Here is a 20,434-nt window from a genome sequence, read left to right on the forward strand (position 1 = left end):
GTTTCGCGACGCGCCGTTCGGCCGGAAGTGGTGGATCACCCCACGAGGACCGGTTCGGGTTTGGCCGCCTTGGTGATCGCCAGCGAAGCGACCGAAGCGATCACGGCGAGGCTCGCCGCGATGTACCAAGCGAGCGCGTAGCTGCCCGAGGAATCGCGGATCGCGCCGGCGCCGAAGGCCGCGAGACCGGCGCCGAGCTGGTGGCTGGCGAAGACCCAGCCGAAGACGATCGGCCCGGCGGCGCCGTATTGCCGGACACAGAGCGCGACCGTGGGCGGAACCGTCGCCACCCAGTCGAGACCGTAGAAGATGATGAACGCCCACATGCTCGGTTCCACCGTTCCGCTCAGCAGTTGCGGGAGGAGCGCGAGCGAAACACCACGAAGGGCGTAGTAGACGCCAAGAAGGATCCTGGGATCGACGCGGTCGGTGAGCCAGCCGGAGGCGATCGTGCCGACGACGTCGAAGATCCCGACGAGGGCGAGCAGCCCGGCGGCGGTCGTCTGCGGCATGCCGTGGTCGTGTGCCGCGGGCACGAAGTGGGTGCTGACCAGGCCGTTCGTCGTGGCGCCGCAGATCGCGAAGCCGACGGCGAGCAGCCAGAACGTCCTCGTGCGCGCCGCCGAGCCCAGCACCGAAAGCGCGCGGCGGACGGAACCACCCGTGCGGGTGGGAGGGGCGACTTCGCCGGGCTCCGCGCCGTAAGCGGTCATTCCGATATCGGACGGGTGATCGCGGACCACCAGGAGAACGACGGGCACGACGGCCAGTGCGGCGATGGCAATGACGAGCGACGCCGTCCGCCAACCTTCGTCGACGGCGAGGTTCGCCACGATCGGGAGGAAGATCAGCTGGCCGGTGGCGCCCGCCGCGGTGAGGACCCCGGTGACGACGCCGCGGCTGCGGACGAACCAGCGGGCGGCGACCGTCGCGGCGAAACTCATCGCCATCGAGCCGGTGCCGACGCCGACCAGGACGCCCCAGCAGAGGATGAGCTGCCAGCTCGCGTTCATGAACACCGTGCCGCCCGCGCCGATCGCGACGACGAACAACGCCGTCGAGGCGACGCGTCGCATGCCGAAGCGCTCCATGAGAGCCGCGGCGAAGGGCGAGAAGAGGCCGTAGAGGACGAGGTTCACGGAGACGGCCGATGCGATCGTCGCGCGCGACCAGCCGAACTCGTTGTGAAGCGGGTCGATGAGCACGCCGGGAGCCGCGCGGAAACCGGCGGCGGCGAGCAGGGCGATGAATGCGGCGGCGGCGACGAACCACGCGCGGTGGAGCCGGGTCTCGGATTGCACGGGTACAGCGTCGTGGTCGGCGGCGACCGGCGAAAGCGGCCGGAAGGACACTGTGCGAAAGATTCGGGCCAAGCCATAGGCTTCGGTCATGCGCTGCCGTCACCTCGTGCCGGCGCTGCTGCTCACGATCGGGCTCATCGGCGGCTGCGCGGGGTCTCCCCCGCTACCGCCTGCCCAGGACTACGTGAGCGCGGCGGCCGACTCCCTCGTCTCGTTGCGCAGCGTGCGATTCACGCTCGGGGTAAACGGGGTCGTCACCGGGTTGCCAGTGCGCGGGCTCGACGGCGAAGTCAGCCTCGACGGTGGCGCGGTCGGTAAGGCCGACCTGCAGGACGACTCCGGGCGACGGAAGGTCGAGTATCGGCTGTCGGGCTCGGAGATCACGCTCAGCGGGCCTGGCGGGAAGCAGGTGCTGCCGGCTTCGGCGCCGTACACGCCCGAAGCGATGCTCGGGCCCGAAGGCGGGCTTCGGCGGCTGCTGACCGGGGCGACCGACCTGCGGGGCGAGCGGTGGGAGCGGGTGCAGGACACCGAGTCGTTCCGGATCGCCGCGAAGGTGCCGGCGGCGGTGATCGGCGGGATCGTGCCGGAGATCAGGTCGCACGTGTTCGTGAAGCTGTGGATTTCGCGGGACGAGCCGCGGCGGCTGGTGCGGGTGTGGCTGCAGGTGCCGCCGACGAGGCCGGAGGAGTTCGCGGTGATGTTGGAACTGGCGTTGACCAGGCACAACGCGGTGGTCGTCGGGCCAGGGCGGTAGCAAAGGTCCCTTGCTCCGCTTTGGCGGGAAATGCCTGTTCAGCGGGGCCGGTGGTAGCAAAGGTCCCTTGCTCCCCCGCTAGGAGCAGCGGGCGTCCGGGGCGGGCAGTGCGCCGTCGATCAGGTAGGCGATGCCTGCTCGGTCGACGCACTCGTTCCCCTCGAGGAACACGGTGTGCTGCGCTCCCTCGAACGTGAGCAAAGCTCCCTTGAGGTCCCGCGCCAGGTTCACCCCGGACGCGTACGGGGTCGCGGGGTCGTCGGTGGTCGAGATGATCAGGGGCTTCGGCAGGCCGGCGATATCCGGTTTGTGCACCTCCGAGGTGGCGGGCACGGGCCACACCGAGCAGATGTCGAGCTCGCTCATGTCCGGGGTGCCACCGGCGAGGAACGGCGCGCCCTGGAGCATCCGCTGGTGGGCGCGTTCGATGACCTGCCTGTCGGCGATCCGCGTGCTGTCGACGCAGCGGACCGCGAAGTACACGTCGAGGATGCCGGTGTACCGGCCGTCCGTCTCGCGGCCGTAGTAGTTGTCCGCGAGCGCGACCAGGGTCTTGCCGCTCCCCCGCTTCAGCTCGGCGAGCCCGTCGTTGAGGAACTTCCACGCGTCCTGCGAATACAGCGCGGCGCTGGTCCCGGTGATGGCGTCCTCGAACGAGAGTTTGCGGGTCCCGGCGGGCACCGGTTCGGTGATCAGTGGCCGCACCAGGTCCTGGAACGTCTTCGTCACCGCGCCCGCGTCCCGGCCGAGCGCGCATTCCGCGCGAACGGCGCACCATTTGCCGAATTCGGCGAACGTGTTCTGGAAACCGGCCATCTGCGTTACCAGCGACTCGGCGGTGTCAAGTTGGGGATCGACCGCGCCGTCGAGGAGCAACGCCCGCACCTTGTCCGGATAAGCCTCGGCGTAGGCGGTCCCGATCTGCGTGCCGTAGGAAAAGCCCAGGTAGCTGAGCTTCTCGTCGCCGAGCGCCGAGCGCAGGACGTCGAGATCGCGGACGACGTCCCTGGTCCCGATGTTGGCGAGGAGCTCTTTGCCGTGCTTCGTGCGCTCGGCGCACTTCGCGGCGTACGCCTTGGCGTCGGCGAGTTGCTTCGCGATGCCGCCGGGTGTCGAGTCGCTTTCGGAATCCTCCGCGCGGTCCGCGTCGCGTTCGGCATCGGTGAGGCAGACGAGCTTCGGTTCGCTTGTCCCCACTCCGCGCGGATCGAATCCGACGATGTCGAAGCGTTCGGCCAAGGCAGCTGCGGGGCGGGACTTCGCGATCCGCGCCGCGGCCGAGACGCCTGAGCCGCCGGGGCCGCCCGGGTTGAGCACGAGGGAGCCGATCCGACGGCCGGTGTTCTTCGTCTTGTGCCGGAGGACGCCGATCGAGATCGTCTCGCCGTCCGGCTTCAGGTAGTCGAGCGGCACTGTGAGCTTCGCGCAGTCGAACGCCTTGTCCGCGTGTGAGGCGCACTCACCCCACGCCAGCTTCTGCTCGGAGAACTTCTTGAGCGCCTTCGGGTCCGGGGTGGGTGACGCCGTGGTGGTCGGCGACACCGGCGGCGCCGGCTGCGGTTGTTGAGGCTGCTGCGCCGTGCACGAGGCGACGAGCACGGCGGCAACGAGCACGGCCGGGAGGCGGCGAAGGCTCATCTCGCGATCTTCGCAGCGTCCCGGCCGCTCAGGGGCCTTCGCGCCGAACTCGTTACTTGGCGGCGCAGCGCGTGCCCTCGTCCGGCAGGGCGCCGTTCACCAGGTAATCGATGCCGATCCGGTCGACGCACGACACGCCCTGGAGGAACACGGTGTGCTGGTTGCCCTCGAACGTGAGCAAAGCTCCCTTGATCGCTTTCGCGAGGTTGACGCCCGCCTGATAGGGGGTCGCCGGGTCGTTCGTGGTCGAGATGACCAGCGTCTTCGGCAGCCCTTCGACGTTCGGCTGGTGCGGTTCGGACGTGTTCGGCACCGGCCAGAAGGCGCAGGCGTCACGCGCGGAACCGTCCGGCCTGCCGTCGTCGAGGAACGGCGCCGCCTCCGCGTACCGCTTCTGCGCGTCGAGGATCTTCGCCGGATCGGTGACCCGCGGGTCGTCGACGCAGCGGATCGCGACGAACGCGTCCTGCGTCGTCCCGTAGCGGCCGTCGGCGCCGCGTTCGTTGTAGAGGTCGGCCAGTTTCTCCAGGCCGTCGCCGCGCTGGCGTTTCAGGTCGTTGAGCGCGGAGTTCAGCGGTTCCCAGAGATCTTCCTGGTAGAGGGCCTGTATCACGCCTGTCGTCGCGTCCTCGTACGACAGCTTCCGGCCGTCGCTGACCGGCACCGGGAAGTCGATCAGCGGGCGCACCAGATCCTGGAACGCCTTCGTCACGCCGGCGGCGTCGCGCCCGAGGGCACAGTCCTCGCGCGCGGCACACCAGTTCGAGAACTCCCCGAACGCCTTGCCGAAGCCCTGCCCCTGCGCGACCAGCGACTCCACCGCGTCCTGCTCCGGGTCGACGGCTCCGTCGAGCACCAGCGCGCGGACGTTCGCCGGGAACGCCTCGGCGTAGGCGGATCCGATCCGCGTGCCGTAGGAGTAGCCGAGGTAGCTCAGCTTCGGTTCGCCGAGGACGGAGCGCAGGATGTCCATGTCCTTGACGACGTCACGCGTACCCAGGTTCGCGAGCATCGCGGCGCCGTGTTCGGTCCGCTCGGCGCACTTCGCCGCGAAGTCCTGGGACTCGGTCTCCTGCTTTTTCACTCCCTCGGGTGAGCCGTCGGTCTCGCTGTCGTCCGCGCGGTCCGCATCGCGTTCGGCGTCGGACAGGCAGCGGATCTGCGGCTGGCTCGCGCCGATGCCGCGCGGGTCGAAACCGACCATGTCGAAGCGTTTGCCCAGCTCGTTCGTCGCCGTCCGGGAGGCGAGACCGGCCGCGGCCTGCATCCCGGAGGCGCCGGGGCCGCCGGGGTTGACCACGAGCGCGCCAATCCTTTCGTCGGTTTCCAGCGCCTTCCGGCGCAGCAGGCCGAGCGTGATCGAGTCGCCTTCGGGCTTGGCGTAGTCGAGCGGGACGGTCAGCCGCGCGCACTGTGCGTCCTTCACTCGAAACGCCGCTTTCGCGTCATCGGATGTCGCGTAGGGTGCACAGTCGGCCCAGGTCAGGCTCTGTCCGTAGAACTTCTCGAGTCCGGCGGGCACCTGCCCGGTCGGGGCGTGCGACTCGGTGGCCGGAGGCGGCGGCTGGGTTCTACCCTCTCCCGACGAGCACGCGGCGACGGTGGCCGCGAGCAGGCCGGACAGCGTGATCGCGGCGAATCGACGGGCACGGGACCTGGCGCTGACATGAGTGGACACGGTTGGATCGTGCCATCGGCCGTGGAACTCGGCCGCACCACCACCGCGTTGGTGGTACGGGTGCGGACGGCAGAAGAACAGACGGGAGCACAGGGGTGGCAGCACTGATCAGCCGGGTGGGCAAGAAGCTGCGCCGGATCATCCAGCGGCCGGGCAGCGTCGAGCTGACCCGCTACGAAGCGCTGCTGCCGGCCATCGAGAAGCTCGAGCCCGAGTTGGAGAAGCTCTCCGACGAGGAGCTGACAGAGCGGGCCGGCAAGCTTCGGGAAGCGTCTTCCTTCGGCAACGACCAGCTGATCGAGGTCTGCGCGCTCGGTCGCGAGGCGGCTCGGCGGGCGCTCGGCGAGCGCGCCTTCGACGTCCAGCTGCTGGGCACGATGGGCCTGCTCAGCGGGCACATCGTGCAGATGGAGACCGGTGAGGGCAAGACGCTGGCGGGTGCGCTGGCCGGCGCCGGGTACGCCCTGCGCGGGAAGCACGTCCACGTCGTCACGGTGAACGACTACCTCGCCCGCCGTGACGCGGAGTGGATGGGCCCGATCTACGACCTGCTCGGCGTCTCCGTCGGCTGGGTCGAGCCCGCGCACTCCCGCGACGAGCGCCGCGAGGCGTACGCGAAGGAGGTCACGTACGGCGCCGTCAGCGAGATCGGCTTCGACGTGCTGCGCGACCGGCTGGTGACCCGCGAGGAGGACCTGGTCCAGCGCGAGCCCGAGGTCGCGATCGTCGACGAGGCGGACTCCGTGCTGGTCGACGAGGCCCGCGTGCCGCTGGTGATGGCGGGGTCGATCGACCACACCGACGCCGACGAAGAGGTCGCGAACATCGTCCGGCGGCTGCGGCTCGGGCTGCACTACGAGACCGACGCCGACGGCCGCAACGCCTGGCTGACCAAGGCGGGCGCTTCGGTGGTCGAGAAGGCCCTCGGCGACGACATCAACCTCTATGACGAGACGGGGTCGGACAGGCTGCCCGCGGTGAACGTGGCGCTGCACGCGCACGCGCTGCTCACCCGCGACGTCGACTACCTCGTGCGCGACGGCAAGGTCCAGCTCATCAACGCCGCGCGCGGCCGCGTCGCGGAACTGCAGCGCTGGCCGGACGGCCTCCAGGCCGCAGTCGAAGCGAAGGAGCAGGTCAAGGCGACCGACCGCGGTGAGATCCTCGACTCGATCACCGTGCAGGCGCTGCTCGCGCGGTACCCGGAGGTCGCGGGGATGACCGGTACCGCGGTCGCGGTCGCCGAGCAGCTGCGTGAGTTCTACAAGCTCGAGGTCGCGGTCATCCCGCCGAACACGCCGAACATCCGTGAGGATCAGGAGGACCGGATCTTCGGATCGCCGTCGCAGAAGCTGCGCGCGATCGAGGAGGAGATCCGGCGGGTGCACGAGACCGGGCGGCCGATCCTCGTCGGCACCCAGGACGTCGCCGAATCCGAAGAGCTGGCCGAGAAGCTGGCGAAGGTCGACCTCGAATGCGTCGTCCTCAACGCGCGTAACGACGCCGAGGAAGCCGCGATCATCGCCGACGCCGGAAAGAAGGGCGCGGTCACCGTCTCGACCCAGATGGCCGGCCGAGGCACGGACATCCGGCTGGGTGGCAAGGACGGCGAAGGCCGCGACGAGGTCGTCGAGCTGGGCGGCCTGCACGTGATCGGCACGGCCCGCTACCCGTCGAGCCGGCTGGACGGCCAGCTGCGCGGCCGGTCCGGGCGCCAGGGCGACCCGGGCAGCGCGGTGTTCTTCGCCAGCTTGAACGACGAGCTCGTGCTGTCGAACGCGCCGGACATCCCCGAGGGCATCAGCTCCGACGTGGGCAGCGGCGAGATCGTCGACCCGGCGGCGCTGCGGCAGATCAACCACGCGCAGCGCGTGGCCGAGGGCGTCGACCTGGAGATCCACCGGAACACCTGGCGCTACACGCGGCTGATCGAGCGGCAGCGCGGCGAGCTGCTGGAGCACCGAGACAAGGTGCTGCGGACGAAGCACGCCGCGGAGGTGCTGGAGAAGGCGCACCCGGAGAAGTTCAAGGAGCTTTCGGAGGCCGTCGACGACGAGGCCCGCGTCGAGCAGCTGTGCCGCGAGGTGCTGCTGTTCCACATCGACCAGCTGTGGTCGGATCACCTGGCGTTCCTGACCGACGTGCGGGAGAGCATCCACCTGCGGGCGCTGGCGCGGGAGACGCCGATCGACGAGTTCCACCGCGCGGCGATCCCCGAGTTCCACAAGATCATCCCGGAGGCGGCCGAACGGGCGGCGAAGACGCTCGAGGAGGCCGAGATCACCGAGAACGGGATCGACCTCGGTGACGCGGGCGTGCGGCGGGCGAACACGACGTGGACCTACCTGGTGCACGACAACCCGTTCGACTCCGACTTCGAGCAGACCATCAAGAAGGTGCGGAGCATGATCAAGCGCAAGTAGCGCGCGGGGAGCGGGGGACCTTTGCTCTCACTTGTCTCGACGTTGAGAGAAGCGAGAGCAAAGGTCCCCCGCTCTCTTTTCGCCCGGCCGGGCCCCAGGTGGGCGATTCGGCACATCCGGTCGTCCCCGCGGACGCCGGTGGGTGAGAATGTCGGCATGCCGCAACTGCGCATCGCACTGGCCCAGGTCAACACCACCGTCGGGGACCTCGAAGGCAACGCCGAGCTCACCGTCGAGTGGACCCGCAAAGCCGCCGAAGCAGGCGCCCACATCGTCGTCTTCCCGGAGATGTCCCTCACCGGTTATCCCGTCGAGGACCTCTCCCTCCGCCCGACTTTCGCCTCCGCCTCGAAGCAGATGGTGGACGTGCTCGCGCGGCGGCTCGAAGAAGCCGGCTGCGGTGAGGTGCTCACCTACATCGGGTACCTCGATCTGGACGAGGCCGGCCCGCGCGACGCGGCGGCCGCGCTGTATCGCGGCGAAGTGGTCGCCCGCCAGTTCAAGCACCACCTGCCCAACTACGGCGTCTTCGACGAGCACCGCTGGTTCAAGCCGGGTCACGACCTCGAGGTCGTCCGCTTCCACGGTGTCGACGTCAGCATGGTGATCTGCGAGGACGTCTGGCAGGACGGCGGCCCCATCTCCGCACTGGGCAAGGCCGGCGTGGACCTCGTGGTCGCTCCCAACGCTTCGCCCTACGAGCGCGCGAAGGACGACATCCGCCTGCCGCTGATCGCGCGCCGCGCGGCCGAGGCCGGGGCGCCGCTGGTGTACACGAACCAGGTCGGCGGTCAGGACGACCTGGTCTTCGACGGCGACTCGATCGTGGTCGGCGCGGACGGACGGCTGCTGGCGCGCGCGCCGCAGTTCGTCGAGCACCTGCTCGTCGTCGACACGGATCTCGAGTCGGGCGGGCACATCGCCGAAGGCGAGTTCGAGGGCCTGCGGGTGAAACGCCGCGTGCTCAGCGAGGAGCCCGTCCCGGCGTACACCCCGCGCACCGAGTCCGCGATCAGCGAGCCGCTGTCGGACGAGGCCGAGGTGTGGCACGCGCTCGTCGTCGGCCTTCGCGACTACGTGCACAAGAACGGCTTCTCGTCGGTGACGTTCGGCTTCTCGGGCGGCATCGACTCCGCGGTCGTGGCGGCGCTGGCCGCCGACGCGTTGGGCGGCGACAACGTCTATGGCGTTTCGATGCCTTCGGAGTACTCCTCGGAGCACTCGAAGGGCGACGCCGAAGACCTCGCCCGCCGGATCGGTGCGCACTATCGCGTCGAGCCGATCGCGGACATGGTCAAGGTCTACGTCGAGCAGCTTCAGCTGACCGGGCTCGCCGAGGAGAACATCCAGGCCCGCGTCCGCGGCATGCTGCTGATGGCACTGTCCAATCAGGACGGTCACCTGGTGCTCGCCACCGGGAACAAGACCGAACTCGCCGTCGGCTATTCGACGATCTACGGCGACGCCGTCGGGGCCTTCGCACCGATCAAGGACCTGTTCAAGACGCACGTCTGGCATCTGGCCAAGTGGCGCAACGCGGAAGCCGAGAAGAACGGCGAAACCCCGCCGATCCCGGAGAACTCGATCACCAAACCGCCGTCGGCGGAGCTGCGGCCGGGTCAGCTGGACAGCGATTCGCTGCCCGACTACCTGATGCTCGACGACATCCTCGACGACTACATCGAGGGCGACCGCGGTTACGTCGACCTGGTCGACGCGGGCTTCGAACCCGAGACCATCGACCGTGTGGTGCGGATGGTCGACAAGGCCGAATACAAGCGCCGCCAGTACCCGCCGGGCACCAAGATCACCTTCAAGGCGTTCGGGCGGGACCGGCGGCTGCCGATGACCAACGGCTGGCGAGAGGGCACCGTCGTGACCCGCTCAGCTCAGCGCGACCTGCTTCCCCGCTGAGTTCGTCAGCACGGCCACCAGGCCGGGCTTCGTGTCACGCCGGACGAGCATGTCCATCCCGAGCGCGCGGACCGCGGATTCGACCGCGGCGGGCTCGGGGTGGACGCCGGTGACCATGAGCAGCGGGATCGTCGGGAGCTCCCGCGTCGTCGGATGCGGGGTACTCCCCCAGTCGATGAGGAAGGGCGCGAGCCCGTCGAGATTGCCGGCGCCGGTGAGACGCCAGGTCAGCAGTTCGCCGTCGTCGGTGGTCCGCGACATCTCGGACGCTTCGCCCGGGTCGTAACCACGTTCACGAGCTTCCGCGATCGCTTCGTCGATGCCGTCCACCCGTGCTGCCCAGGTGACCAGGGCGGGCGCGGTCAGCTCGTCGATACCGAACGGGCGCGGCCCGATGTGCTCGGGCTGGTCCGGATCGGGACCGACCACCTCGAGATAGGCACCGGCGCCCAGATCGGCCAGATAGTTGGCCGTACCGAACCCGACATGCCTTCCGCCGCGTACCGGCGTGACGCCGGTCAGCTCGGCGACGCGCGCGACGGCCTCTTCGAGGTCCGGCCCGGCGTAGACGAGGTGGTCAAGCACGAGGTCGCTCATGTGCATACTCCTACCGCAGCCACGGCTCCGGCGGCACCGCGGCATGGCGGTGAACCCGAAACTGTCGGACCGCTCTCGTACCCTGGGCACATGACGGCACCGGGCTATTCCGTGTTCGGCACCGCGATCGGCGACTGCGGCATCGCGTGGAGCGAACGCGGGGTCGTCGCGGTCCAGCTCCCCGAGGGCAGTGAAGAGAAGACGAGGGCGCGACTGACCGCGCGCCTTCCCGAAGCGACGGAATCCACACCGCCTGGCGAGATCCAGCGCGCGATCGACGGGATCGTCTCGTTGATGGACGGCAAGCGCACGGATCTCACCGGCGTCGGCCTCGACTACGAAGGAGTACCGGACTTCCACCACCGGGTCTACGAGTTCATCCGCACCATCCCCGCGGGCAAGACGCTGACGTACGGCGACATCGCGAACATCCTCGGCATGCCCGGCGGCGCCCAGGCCGTGGGGCAGGCGATGGGCCGGAATCCGTTCCCGATCATCGTGCCGTGCCACCGCGTGCTCGCCGCGGGCGGCAAGGACGGCGGTTTCTCCGCGCGCGGAGGGGTCGCCACCAAGCGCCGGATGCTGGTCATCGAAGGCGCTTTGGCGGACGAACCGACCTTGTTCTGAGGGCTGTTGGGTTCAGCCGCTGTGAGTTCTAGTCGCTCTGACCCGGCGACCAGGGCTTGAGCCAGGGCGTCTCCGGCCAGCCTTCCGCGGCGGCCATCAGCGGGATCGCCGTCGCGCCGTCGATGTGCTCGCGGATGATGTCGGCGTGCCCGGCGTGGCGCGCGGTCTCCTCGATGAGGTGGAGCAGCACCCAGCGGACCGACCAGGCGTCGACGTCCTGCGGATACCAGGGCACGCCCTTCGGCACGGGGACCGGCTGGCCGAGGTCGGCTATCTCGGCGATGACGTCCGCGGTACGGCGGGCGACCTCGTCGTAGCGCGCGAAAACGTCTTCAAGCGTCTCACCGTCAGCCATCACGTAGCCGGCTTCGTACTCCTTCATCGCTTCGTCCATCGGCTTCGAGGGCTTCTGGAGCAGGATGTCGATCCAGCCGTCTTCCGTGAACGCGGTGTGCTTGATCAGGCCGCCGACGCTCAGCGAGCTTCTGGTCGGGGTGGCTCTGGCTTGTTCTTCCGTGAGGCCGTGTGCCGCGATCCGCAGGACGTGGCGCTGCTGTTCGAGGTAGGCGAGGAGACCTTCGCGCTCGTCGGCGACCGGGGGAACGTTTCCAGCCATGGCGGCTCCTTCCGTTGGGAAGGGGATCATGGCATCCGGCACCGGCTTGCCGGGGCGATTCGGCCAGGAAGAGAGCAAGGGACCTTTGCTACCACGGGTCGTCGCCGGGATGGGGTGTGTGGATATAGAGACGTTGAGTGTCCCTATATCCACACACCCCCTACGGCACGTAGCGACGAGTACCGACCGTGTCGATTTTGGTGCGTTGGATGACCCGAAATCCACACAGTGATCGCTCCCACCTGCGGAAAGAGAGCAAGGGACCTTTGCTATCACTTGTCTCGACGTTGAGAGAAGTGATAGCAAAGGTCCCTTGCTCCCCCGCTACCCCTGAGGCCGGACGAACGGGAACAGCACCGTCTGCCGGATCGACGCCCCGGTCAGCATCATCAGCAGCCGGTCGACACCGATCCCGAGCCCACCGGTCGGCGGCATGCCGTGTTCGAGCGCGAGCAGGAAGTCCTCGTCCAGCTCCATCGCCTCGACGTCCCCGCTCGCCGCGCGCAGCGACTGGGCCTCCAGCCGCCGCCGTTGTTCGAGCGGGTCGGTCAGCTCGGTGTAGGCCGTGCCGACTTCGGAGCCGAACGCGATCAGGTCCCAGCGTTCGGCCAGCCGCGGGTCCACCCGATGCTGGCGGGTCAGCGGCGACACGTCGGTCGGGTAGTCGGTGTAGAACGTCGGCAGCACAGTCGCGCCTTCGACCAGGTGCTCGTGCGCCTTGAGCACGAGATCGCCGTGCCCGGCCTCCTCGTTCACCGGCACTCCCGCCGCGCGGCAGAACCGCTGGAGGTCGGCGACCGAGGTGCTCGCGTCGATCGTCTCCCCGAGCGCCGCCGAGACGGCTTCGTGCACCGGGATCACCGGCCAGTCGCCGGAGATGTCGTACTCGACGACCGTCCCGTCCGGCCCCGGACGACGAACGACCTGCGCGCCGTATGCGGCTTCCGCGGCGCACTGCACGAGTTCGCGCGTCAGGGTCCGCATCGTGTTGTAGTCGGCGTACGCCTGGTACGCCTCCAGCATGGTGAATTCGGGGTTGTGCGTCGCGTCGACGCCTTCGTTGCGGAAGTTCCGGTTCAATTCGAAAACGCGCTCGACGCCGGCCACGCACAACCGCTTCAAGTAGAGCTCGGGGGCGATCCGCAGGTACATCCGCATGTCGTAGGCGTTGATATGCGTGATGAACGGACGCGCGTTGGCGCCGCCGTGCACGGTCTGCAGCATCGGCGTTTCGACTTCGAGATAGTCACCCTGGTGCAGGCGTTCCCGCACCGCGCGCACCACGGTCGAGCGCATCCGCAGCATCGCCGTCGAATCCGGGTTCACCGCGAGGTCCAGATAGCGCTGCCGCACCCGCGTCTCCGGGTCGGTGAGGCCCTTTCGCTTATCCGGCAACGGATGCAGGCTCTTCGCGGTGACGGTCCATTCGTCGACGAGCACGGAAAGCTCACCACGCCGGGACGTCACGACCTGCCCGCTCACGCCGACGTGGTCGCCGAGGTCGACACCACGCCGCCAGCCACTGGGGTCGAGTACGGAGGCGTCGAGCATCAGCTGGATCTCACCGCTGAAATCCTTGACCCGCGCGAAACACAGCCCGCCGAGATTCCGCATCGCGAGCACCCGGCCCGCGACTCGGACCCGATGACCGGTGTGGGTGTCCGGGCCCAGATCCCCGAACTTCGAAACGACGTCGCCGAGCTGGTCCTCCCGGGCGAAACCGACCGGATAGGGATCGATCCCTGCTTCGCGCAGGCGATCCAGCTTCGCCATCCGCACCCGGACCTGATCGGGGCGCCGCACCTGTTTCGGCGCGGGGGTGGCCGCGTTCGCTTCGATGCGGTGGACCTCGGCGACGAATTCGTCGGTGACGGTCTCCAGCTTCAGCGCTCGCCCCGACCGTCCTGTCGGGACGAATCCTTCGAGCGCGCCGGCGACGATGCCGACCCGCGGCAGTCGCCGAGCCGAGGAGTAGCACAGGAAACGCGGCTCCCAGCCGGGGCCGTACTTGGCGTTGGACCGGTAGAGCGATTCGAGCTGGAAGAAGCGCGAAGCCATGCTGAGGACGCCGCGCCATGCGCGCAGCACCGGGCCCGCGCCGATCCGCTCCCCCTCGGAGAAGACGGCGCGGAACATCGCGAAGTTCAGCGAAATCCGTTGTGCGCCAAGGCGTGAGCTCGCCGCGACGACCTCCGCGACCATGTATTCGTTGAGCCCGTTTTCGGCGTCGCGGTCGCGTCGCATCAGGTCGAGCGACAGACCGCGACGGCCCCACGGCACGAACGACAGCATGCCGCGAAGCTCGCCCTTGGCGTCGTACGCCTCCACCATCACGCTGCGACCGTCGCTCGGATCACCGAGCCTGCCGAGCGCCATCGAGAAGCCGCGCTCGGTCTCCGCTCCGCGCCACTGCTGCGCGTGCAGCAGGAGCTTGGCCATTTCCTCGGCCGGGATTTCGCTGTGCCGGCGGACTTTCGTGGTGTATCCGGCCCGTTCGATCCGTTTGACCGCTTGCCGGACCGAGCGCCGTTCCGGCCCGGCGAGGCTGAAGTCGCGGACGTCGAGGACGGCTTCGTCACCTATTTCCAGCGCGCGCAGGCCCGCGTCGGCGTAGACCTTCGCGCCACGTTCACTCGCGCCGAGCACGCCGGGCGTCCAGCCGTAGGTGCGCGCTTCGTTCAGCCAGGCGCGGACCGCGTCGGGCCAGGCGTCGGGATCACCGATGGGGTCCGCGCTCGCGACGCTGGTGCCCGCGAGCACTCGGTAGGCCACGGCGGCGCGGCCGTTGGGCGAGAAGACGACGCTCTTCTCGCGCCTGGTGGCGAAATAACCCAAAGAGTCGTCTTCGCCGTGTTCGGCAAGAAGACGGCGTACGCGCAGTTCTTCCTCGTCTGTCCTCAAGCGACGGCTACGCACGCCACGGAAGAGCGTGTACAACGCGGCCGTCGCGACGGCCGTCGCGCTGAGGTCGAGAACGAGGTCGAGCCAGGCCGGGCCTTCGCCGATGCCGACCCTGCGAAGCTGGATGTTCTCACCGGTCGTGTGGTTGACGACCCAGGCGAAACGCTCCCAGGTGTCGGCGAGACGACCGGGAAAGGCTTCGCTCAAGCCCCAGCCGACGAGGATGACCGCGGCCAGGCCGCCGAACAGGACGGTGAGCCCGTCGCGCCACGCGCCGGGCGCCAGCCGGGCGGGGAACGCCGGGCGCAGGATCCAGAGCAGCGCGATCATGCCGAGGGAGATCAGGTCGGCGATGGCCAGCACCCACACCTGGTGCGGAATGTGCCGGACCTGCCACGGACCGAGTTTCAGCAGCTCGGGCGACCACAGCAGCGCGGCCTGGAAGGCCAGCGTCACCGCCAGCCCACCGACCTGGAACAGCAGCAGCGTGTAGAGCGCGGCGCGTTTGCGGCGGCGGAGCGCGGCGCCGAGGACGACCAGCAGCAGGACGATCACGAGGCTCGCGTTCGTCGGGATGCTCAAGGCCGAGAAGGCGATGTCACCCGTCCTGAGCACCGGCCCCTTCACCCCGCCGGCGAGCAGGAGGATCACCGAGAACACGGCCGCGAGCTGCACGAGGGTGGCGACGATCCCGCCCGCCCTCGCCTTCCACGGCGCGACTCGGCGCACTGGGTTTGCCATTCTGGTCCTTCGCGATACACACAGGAGATCGACAGCTGTACTTACTTGACGTCACACAACCCTGCGTGGTTGTCAACGATCATCATCCTCTGGTCTGAATTTCCTCATTCGCGGGTGTGACGGCGCTGTGTGAAGCTGGTCGCAGGGCCTTGGGACGGTCATATCGGCATGTCAGGCTTGGCCTGTTCACTCCACGACCCGGGGACCTCTTCGAGGCCTCGAGGGAAGGACGGTCGACAAGGATGTCTGCCACCGAAAAGGATTCCGGCGAGCTCGCGGCTCCGTACGGGACCGGCGCGGCGCCCCAGGCCACCTCTGGGAAGAAAGTCCGCGTACATCATCTTCGGGACATGAAAGAGCGCGGCGAAACGTGGCCGATGCTCACCGCCTACGACATGTACACCGCCGCGCTGTTCGACGAAGTGGGCATTCCCGTGCTGCTCGTCGGGGATTCCGCGGCGAACAACGTCTTCGGTTACGACACTTCGCTTCCGGTGACGGTGGACGAGCTGCTGCCATTGGTGCGGGCGGTGACCCGATCGGTGAAGCGGGCGCTGGTCGTGGCCGATCTGCCGTTCGGCTCGTATCAGCTCTCGCCGCAGCAGGCGCTGGAAACCTCGGTGCGGTTCATGAAGGAAGGCCGCGCGCACGCGGTGAAACTCGAAGGCGGGCGGAAATTCGCTCCGCATGTCGAGGCGCTGACGTCGGCCGGTGTCCCCGTGATGGGACATATCGGATTCACCCCGCAGAGTGAACACAATCTGGGCGGCTATCGAGTCCAGGGGCGCGGCGAAGCTGCCGAAGCGCTGCTCGCCGACGCTCTCGCCCTGGAGGAGGCCGGCGCCTTCGCGGTCGTCATGGAGATGGTGCCGGCCGAAGCGGCGAAGCGGATCACGCACGAACTGAAGATCCCGACCGTCGGCATCGGCGCCGGGCCGGATTGCGACGCGCAGGTGCTCGTCTGGCAGGACATGGCCGGGCTTCGACGCGGCAGGACCCCTCGCTTCGTGAAGAAGTACGCCGACCTCGCCGGCGTGCTGGCGGGGGCCGCGACGGCGTTCGCGGAGGACGTCCGGCGAGGCGAGTTCCCGGCTCCGGAGCACTCGTTCCACGACTGACCCGCCCCTGACCTGCGAAAAGGGAGCAAGGGACCTTTGCTACCACCCCACCCGCCGGGGAGCGTGGTAGCAAAGGTCCCTTGCTCCCCCTGCGGTAACCGAGTGGATTTCGGGTCGTCCAACGCACCGAAATCCACACGGCCGGTCAGTACCGCCAGAGGGCGGTAGCAAAGGTCCCTTGCTCTCTTTTCCGGAGGGCCGCGCAGGGCGACCCTCCTTTAGTTGTTCACGTATATGAACTTCAATCATGTCCTTGACGCACGTTCGTAAAGAGGCTTAACGTCTAGCCCGTCGCCGCCACGACCGAGCTTCGATCCCTCGACGAGGAGGACCACGGATGCGTGTTCGTGAGCGGGTTCTGGCCATCGCGACCGGTGCCGCCCTGCTGTCCACGCTGGCGGCGTACCCCGCACAGGCCGCGACGGTCCGCGTAGGGACTTCGGAGCAGCTCACGGCGGCGCTCGCTTCGGTCACTCCGGGGACTGTCATCGAACTCGCGGCCGACAAGACCTTCACGGGCAACTTCAAGGCGGCGAAGAGCGGCACGTCCAGCAGCCGCATCACCCTGAAGGGGCCCCGGAGCGCGGTCATCAAGGCCTCGGCCGGGCGCACGCTGGAACTCACCGGCAGCTACTGGAACCTGACCGGCTTCACCCTCACCGGTGGCCAGAAGGGCCTGATGGCGACAGGCGTCAAGAACACCGTCGTGGACGGCATCAAGGTCACCGGCGTCGGCCATGAGGGCATCCACTTCCAGTACACGAGCACCGACAACGTCGTGAAGAACTCCGAGGTGACCGACACCGGCCGCGAGTACGCGGGCTACGGCGAAGGCATCTACTTCGGCTCCGCGAAGGGCAACTGGCCCGGCGGCACACCCGACCGGAGCGACCGCAACAAGGCGCTGAACAACAAGATCGGCCCGAACGTGCGAGCCGAGTCGATCGACATCAAGGAAGGCACCACCGGCGGTGAACTGCGCGGCAACGTCTTCGACGGCACCGGGCAGAGCGGCGAGCACTTCGCCGACAGCTGGGTGGACATGAAGGGCAACAACTACGTGGTCGCGGACAACCGGGGCAGCAAGGTCTTCGTGCACGACGCGAATTACGGCGGCTTCGAGGTCCATGTCCAGCTCGACGGCTGGGGCCGCGGCAACACCTTCTCCGGCAACACCGCGGACGTGCGGTCCTCCTACGCGTACGGCTTCTATCTCGTGAAGGCCGCGACGGGGAACAAGGTCTGCGCGAGCAACAAGGTGACCGGCGCCGGGAAGGGATTCGCGAACGTGGCCGCCACGGCGGGCTGCTGACGCGACCGAAGACCGGGGGCCCGCTCAGCCCGGCGGCGGGGGCGGGCCCCCACCCTTCGGACACTCGCCGATTCGGGCAGAGTGTCCTTATGGACGACCTGTACCCGCCGATCCACGTGCGCGCCGAGGGCATGCTCGACGTCGGCGACGGGCACCGGATCTACTGCCAGGAAGCCGGGAACCCGGACGGCAAACCCGTGGTCGTCCTGCATGGAGGCCCTGGTAGCGGTATCTCCTCGATGGCCCGGCGGCATTTCGACCCCGAGGCCTACCGCATCATCCTGTTCGACCAGCGCGGCGCCGGCCGCAGCACTCCGCATATCGGCACGCCGGACGTCGACCTGTCGGCCAACACCCTCTGGCATCTCGTGTCGGACATGGAAAAGCTGCGCGAACGGCTGAATCTCGACCAGTGGCAGCTCTTCGGCGGCTCGTGGGGCGTGACCCTCGCCCTCGCCTACGCCGAAACCCACCCGAGCCGCGTCAGCGAGATCATCCTGCGCGGAGTCTTCACCGTCCGGCGGAGCGAACTCGACTGGATCTACAACGGCGGCGCCGCGAACCTCTTCCCCCGGGAGTGGGAAGCGTTCCTCGCCCCGATCCCCGAGGACCGCCGCGACGACCCTCTTTCGGCGTACCGCGAGCTCGTCTATCACCCCGATCGGGCGATCCGGGAGCGCGCCGCCGTCGCGTGGAGCGCCTGGGAAGGCGCGATCGTCTGCCTGCGCCCGGATCCGGCCTTCCGCAACCAGTACGCGTCACCGGAGTTCGCGGTCACGTTCGCCCGGCTGGCGCTGCACTACTTCTGTCATGGCGCGTGGCTCGAGGAAGGGCAGCTGATCCGGGAGGCCGGGAAGCTCGCCGGGATTCCTGGCGTGATCGTGCAGGGACGGTACGACGCGGTGTGCCCGCCGGTGACGGCTTACGAGCTGCACCGGGCCTGGCCGGATTCGAAGCTGGAGCTGCTGGAAGCGGCCGGGCACGCGGTGACGGATCCAGGGATGCTGGCGGCGCTTCGGGAAGCGACGGATTCCTTTCGGTAGGTGCGGCTACAACCTGCCGCCCGAAGTCGTGTCGCCGGAAAGCCGTTGCGCCAGGTAGACCGGCACCGTCGACGCCAGGATCAGCACCGCCGCCACGACGTTGACGATCGGGGCCTGGTTCGGCCGGAACAGGTTGTTCAGGATCCAGATCGGCAGGGTCTCCAGCCCGGTCCCGAGGGTGAACGTCGTGACGATGATTTCGTCGAACGACAGGGCGAACGCCAGCAGGCCGCCCGCCAGGAGGGCCGAACGCAGCATCGGGAAGGTCACCAGCCGGAACGTCGTGAGCCCGTCGGCGCCGAGGTCCATCGACGCCTCTTCGAGGTTGCCGCCCATCCGCCGCAGACGCGCGACGACGTTGTTGAACACCACCACGATGCAGAACGTCGCGTGCGCGACGATCGCGGTGAACAGGCCGAGATCGATGCCTAGGATCGTGCGGAAGGCGTTGTTCAGCGCGATACCGGTGACGATACCGGGCAGCGCGATCGGCAGGATGATCAGCAGCGACACCTGATTGCGGCCGAAGAAGCGATACTTTTGCAGCGCGAAAGCCGCCATAGTGCCCAGCACCAAGGCGATCGCGGTCGCGGCGAGTCCTGCTTGGACACTCGTCCACAATGCGTTCAGCGCGCCCTGATTCTCCGCGGCCCGGCCCCACCATTCGAGGGTGAAGCTCGACGGCGGCCACCCGAAGGTGGTGTCCGCGTTGAACGAATTGAGCAGGACCACCAGCAGCGGGAAGTAGATCACCGCGAGGCCGAGCACCAGCGCCGCCAGCAGAAGGTATTTGGTCGTCCGGGAAAGCCGCATCGCGCGCTCCTACAGGTTGTCCAGCGCGCCCGTGCGGCGCACGGCGGCGAGGTAGGCGAGCATGATCACCACGGGTACGGTCGCGACGGTCGCCGCGAACGGCAGGTTGTTGGCCGCGCCGATGTTGTCGTAGACGACGTTGCCGAGCATCTGCGACGTGCCGCCGACGATCTTCACCGCGATGTAGTCGCCCAGCGACAACGAGAACGTGAAGATCGAGCCGGCGACGACGGCCGGGAAGGTCACCGGCAGCACCACCGAGCGGAACGTCCGGAACGGCCGGGCGCCGAGGTCACCCGAAGCGTCCACCAGCGAGTTCGGCAGCCGCTCCAGGCCGGCGTAGATCGGCAGGATCATGTATGGCAGCCAAAGATACGACAGGGTGATCACGGTCGCGAGCACGCCGTAGCCGGGGGTGTCGAGGCCGAACGGGTTCAGCAGCCAGTGCAGGACCCCGTTGCCGGACAACATGGTCCGCCACGCGTAGGCCTTCACCAGGTAGCTCGCCCACAACGGCGTCATGACGGCGATCACCAGGAGGCGCCGCGCCCTCGGCGAGGCGAATTTGGCCATGTAGAACGCCATCGGGAAGGCGATGATCGCGGTGACCACCGTGACGAGCGCGGCGATCCCGACCGTCCGGAGGGTGATCGTGCGGTACACCGCATCGTTGAAGAGGGTGATGAAGTTGTTCAGCGACCATTTGGTGACGACCTGGCCGGTGAAGACGTCGGTGCTCCAGAATGCGGTCACGAACAACGCGGCCAGCGCGCCGAGATAGGCCAGGCCGAGCCACAGCATCGGCGCGGAGAGCAGGATTCCCAGTCGCAGCCTGGGTTTGCGGTACAGGAAGGCGGAGGTCTTCCGCCTCGGCGAATCGAGGGTGGTCGTCATCGTCTCCACCTAGGAATGGGACCGGGAGCGGCCGGCGTGGGGGGCCCACCGGCCGCTCCCG

The 20,434-nt window shown here is 68.4% G+C and carries 15 protein-coding genes; 7 read left to right on the forward strand and 8 right to left on the reverse strand.

The features are described 5' to 3' along the window. Positions 1-35: 35 nt before the first annotated feature. Positions 36-1,301 (reverse strand): MFS transporter, encoded by a 1,266-nt coding sequence (locus H4W30_RS34970; protein WP_192746461.1) that lies wholly within the window; start codon positions 1,299-1,301, stop codon positions 36-38. Positions 1,302-1,389: 88 nt separating this feature from the next. Here H4W30_RS34970 and H4W30_RS34975 point away from each other — a divergent pair, with 88 nt between their 5' ends. Continuing rightward, positions 1,390-2,058, forward strand: a complete 669-nt coding sequence (locus H4W30_RS34975; RefSeq protein ID WP_192746462.1) for an LppX_LprAFG lipoprotein — start codon at positions 1,390-1,392, stop codon at positions 2,056-2,058. A 78-nt stretch (positions 2,059-2,136) separates the two neighbouring features. Here the strand turns inward: H4W30_RS34975 and H4W30_RS34980 are convergent, their stop codons facing one another. Then, positions 2,137-3,696 (reverse strand): alpha/beta hydrolase, encoded by a 1,560-nt coding sequence (locus H4W30_RS34980; RefSeq protein WP_192746463.1) that lies wholly within the window; start codon positions 3,694-3,696, stop codon positions 2,137-2,139. A 52-nt stretch (positions 3,697-3,748) separates the two neighbouring features. Further along, positions 3,749-5,320, reverse strand: a complete 1,572-nt coding sequence (locus H4W30_RS34985) for an alpha/beta hydrolase (RefSeq protein WP_192746915.1) — start codon at positions 5,318-5,320, stop codon at positions 3,749-3,751. Between the two features lie 149 nt (positions 5,321-5,469). Between H4W30_RS34985 and secA2 the strand changes: the two genes are divergently transcribed. Together secA2 and H4W30_RS34995 are read left to right on the forward strand one after the other, a co-directional pair. Then, a complete protein-coding gene (secA2, locus tag H4W30_RS34990; protein WP_192746464.1) occupies positions 5,470-7,797 on the forward strand; it encodes an accessory Sec system translocase SecA2 in 2,328 nt (775 codons plus the stop codon). Positions 7,798-7,953: 156 nt separating this feature from the next. Next, positions 7,954-9,711, forward strand: a complete 1,758-nt coding sequence (locus H4W30_RS34995; protein ID WP_192746465.1) for an NAD+ synthase — start codon at positions 7,954-7,956, stop codon at positions 9,709-9,711. Here H4W30_RS34995 and H4W30_RS35000 read toward each other — a convergent pair. Beyond that, on the reverse strand, positions 9,682-10,308 hold the full coding sequence (locus H4W30_RS35000) for a VOC family protein (RefSeq protein WP_192746466.1): 627 nt from the start codon (positions 10,306-10,308) through the stop codon (positions 9,682-9,684). The genes H4W30_RS34995 and H4W30_RS35000 overlap by 30 nt on opposite strands. 90 nt (positions 10,309-10,398) lie before the next feature. On the opposite strand from H4W30_RS35000, the gene H4W30_RS35005 reads away from it, so the two are divergent. Beyond that, entirely contained in the window at positions 10,399-10,935 is a 537-nt protein-coding gene (locus H4W30_RS35005) for a methylated-DNA--[protein]-cysteine S-methyltransferase (protein ID WP_192746467.1), read from the forward strand. Positions 10,936-10,963: 28 nt separating this feature from the next. Here the strand turns inward: H4W30_RS35005 and H4W30_RS35010 are convergent, their stop codons facing one another. Continuing rightward, entirely contained in the window at positions 10,964-11,551 is a 588-nt protein-coding gene (locus tag H4W30_RS35010) for a DinB family protein (RefSeq protein WP_192746468.1), read from the reverse strand. Between the two features lie 324 nt (positions 11,552-11,875). Beyond that, positions 11,876-15,193 carry a bifunctional lysylphosphatidylglycerol synthetase/lysine--tRNA ligase LysX gene (lysX, locus tag H4W30_RS35015; RefSeq protein ID WP_192746469.1) on the reverse strand — a complete coding sequence of 1,106 codons (3,318 nt, stop codon included), beginning with the start codon at positions 15,191-15,193 and terminating at the stop codon, positions 11,876-11,878. A gap of 242 nt (positions 15,194-15,435) precedes the next feature. Here lysX and panB point away from each other — a divergent pair, with 242 nt between their 5' ends. The 3 genes from panB to pip all read left to right on the forward strand — a co-directional run bounded on the left by panB (position 15,436) and on the right by pip (position 18,666). Next, the gene (panB, locus tag H4W30_RS35020) at positions 15,436-16,311 is read left to right on the forward strand and encodes a 3-methyl-2-oxobutanoate hydroxymethyltransferase (protein ID WP_192746470.1); all 876 of its coding nucleotides are present in this window, start codon (positions 15,436-15,438) and stop codon (positions 16,309-16,311) included. Positions 16,312-16,648: 337 nt separating this feature from the next. After that, a complete protein-coding gene (locus H4W30_RS35025) occupies positions 16,649-17,623 on the forward strand; it encodes a right-handed parallel beta-helix repeat-containing protein (protein WP_192746471.1) in 975 nt (324 codons plus the stop codon). Between the two features lie 89 nt (positions 17,624-17,712). Continuing rightward, positions 17,713-18,666 (forward strand): prolyl aminopeptidase, encoded by a 954-nt coding sequence (gene pip / locus H4W30_RS35030; protein WP_192746472.1) that lies wholly within the window; start codon positions 17,713-17,715, stop codon positions 18,664-18,666. Between the two features lie 6 nt (positions 18,667-18,672). Here the strand turns inward: pip and H4W30_RS35035 are convergent, their stop codons facing one another. Both H4W30_RS35035 and H4W30_RS35040 read right to left on the reverse strand, forming a co-directional pair. Further along, the gene (locus tag H4W30_RS35035) at positions 18,673-19,479 is read right to left on the reverse strand and encodes an ABC transporter permease (RefSeq protein WP_034313067.1); all 807 of its coding nucleotides are present in this window, start codon (positions 19,477-19,479) and stop codon (positions 18,673-18,675) included. Positions 19,480-19,488: 9 nt separating this feature from the next. After that, a complete protein-coding gene (locus H4W30_RS35040; protein WP_192746473.1) occupies positions 19,489-20,373 on the reverse strand; it encodes an ABC transporter permease in 885 nt (294 codons plus the stop codon). Positions 20,374-20,434 lie beyond the last annotated feature (61 nt).

The organism is Amycolatopsis roodepoortensis (genome assembly GCF_014873915.1).
In the GTDB taxonomy this organism is placed as follows: domain Bacteria; phylum Actinomycetota; class Actinomycetes; order Mycobacteriales; family Pseudonocardiaceae; genus Amycolatopsis; species Amycolatopsis roodepoortensis.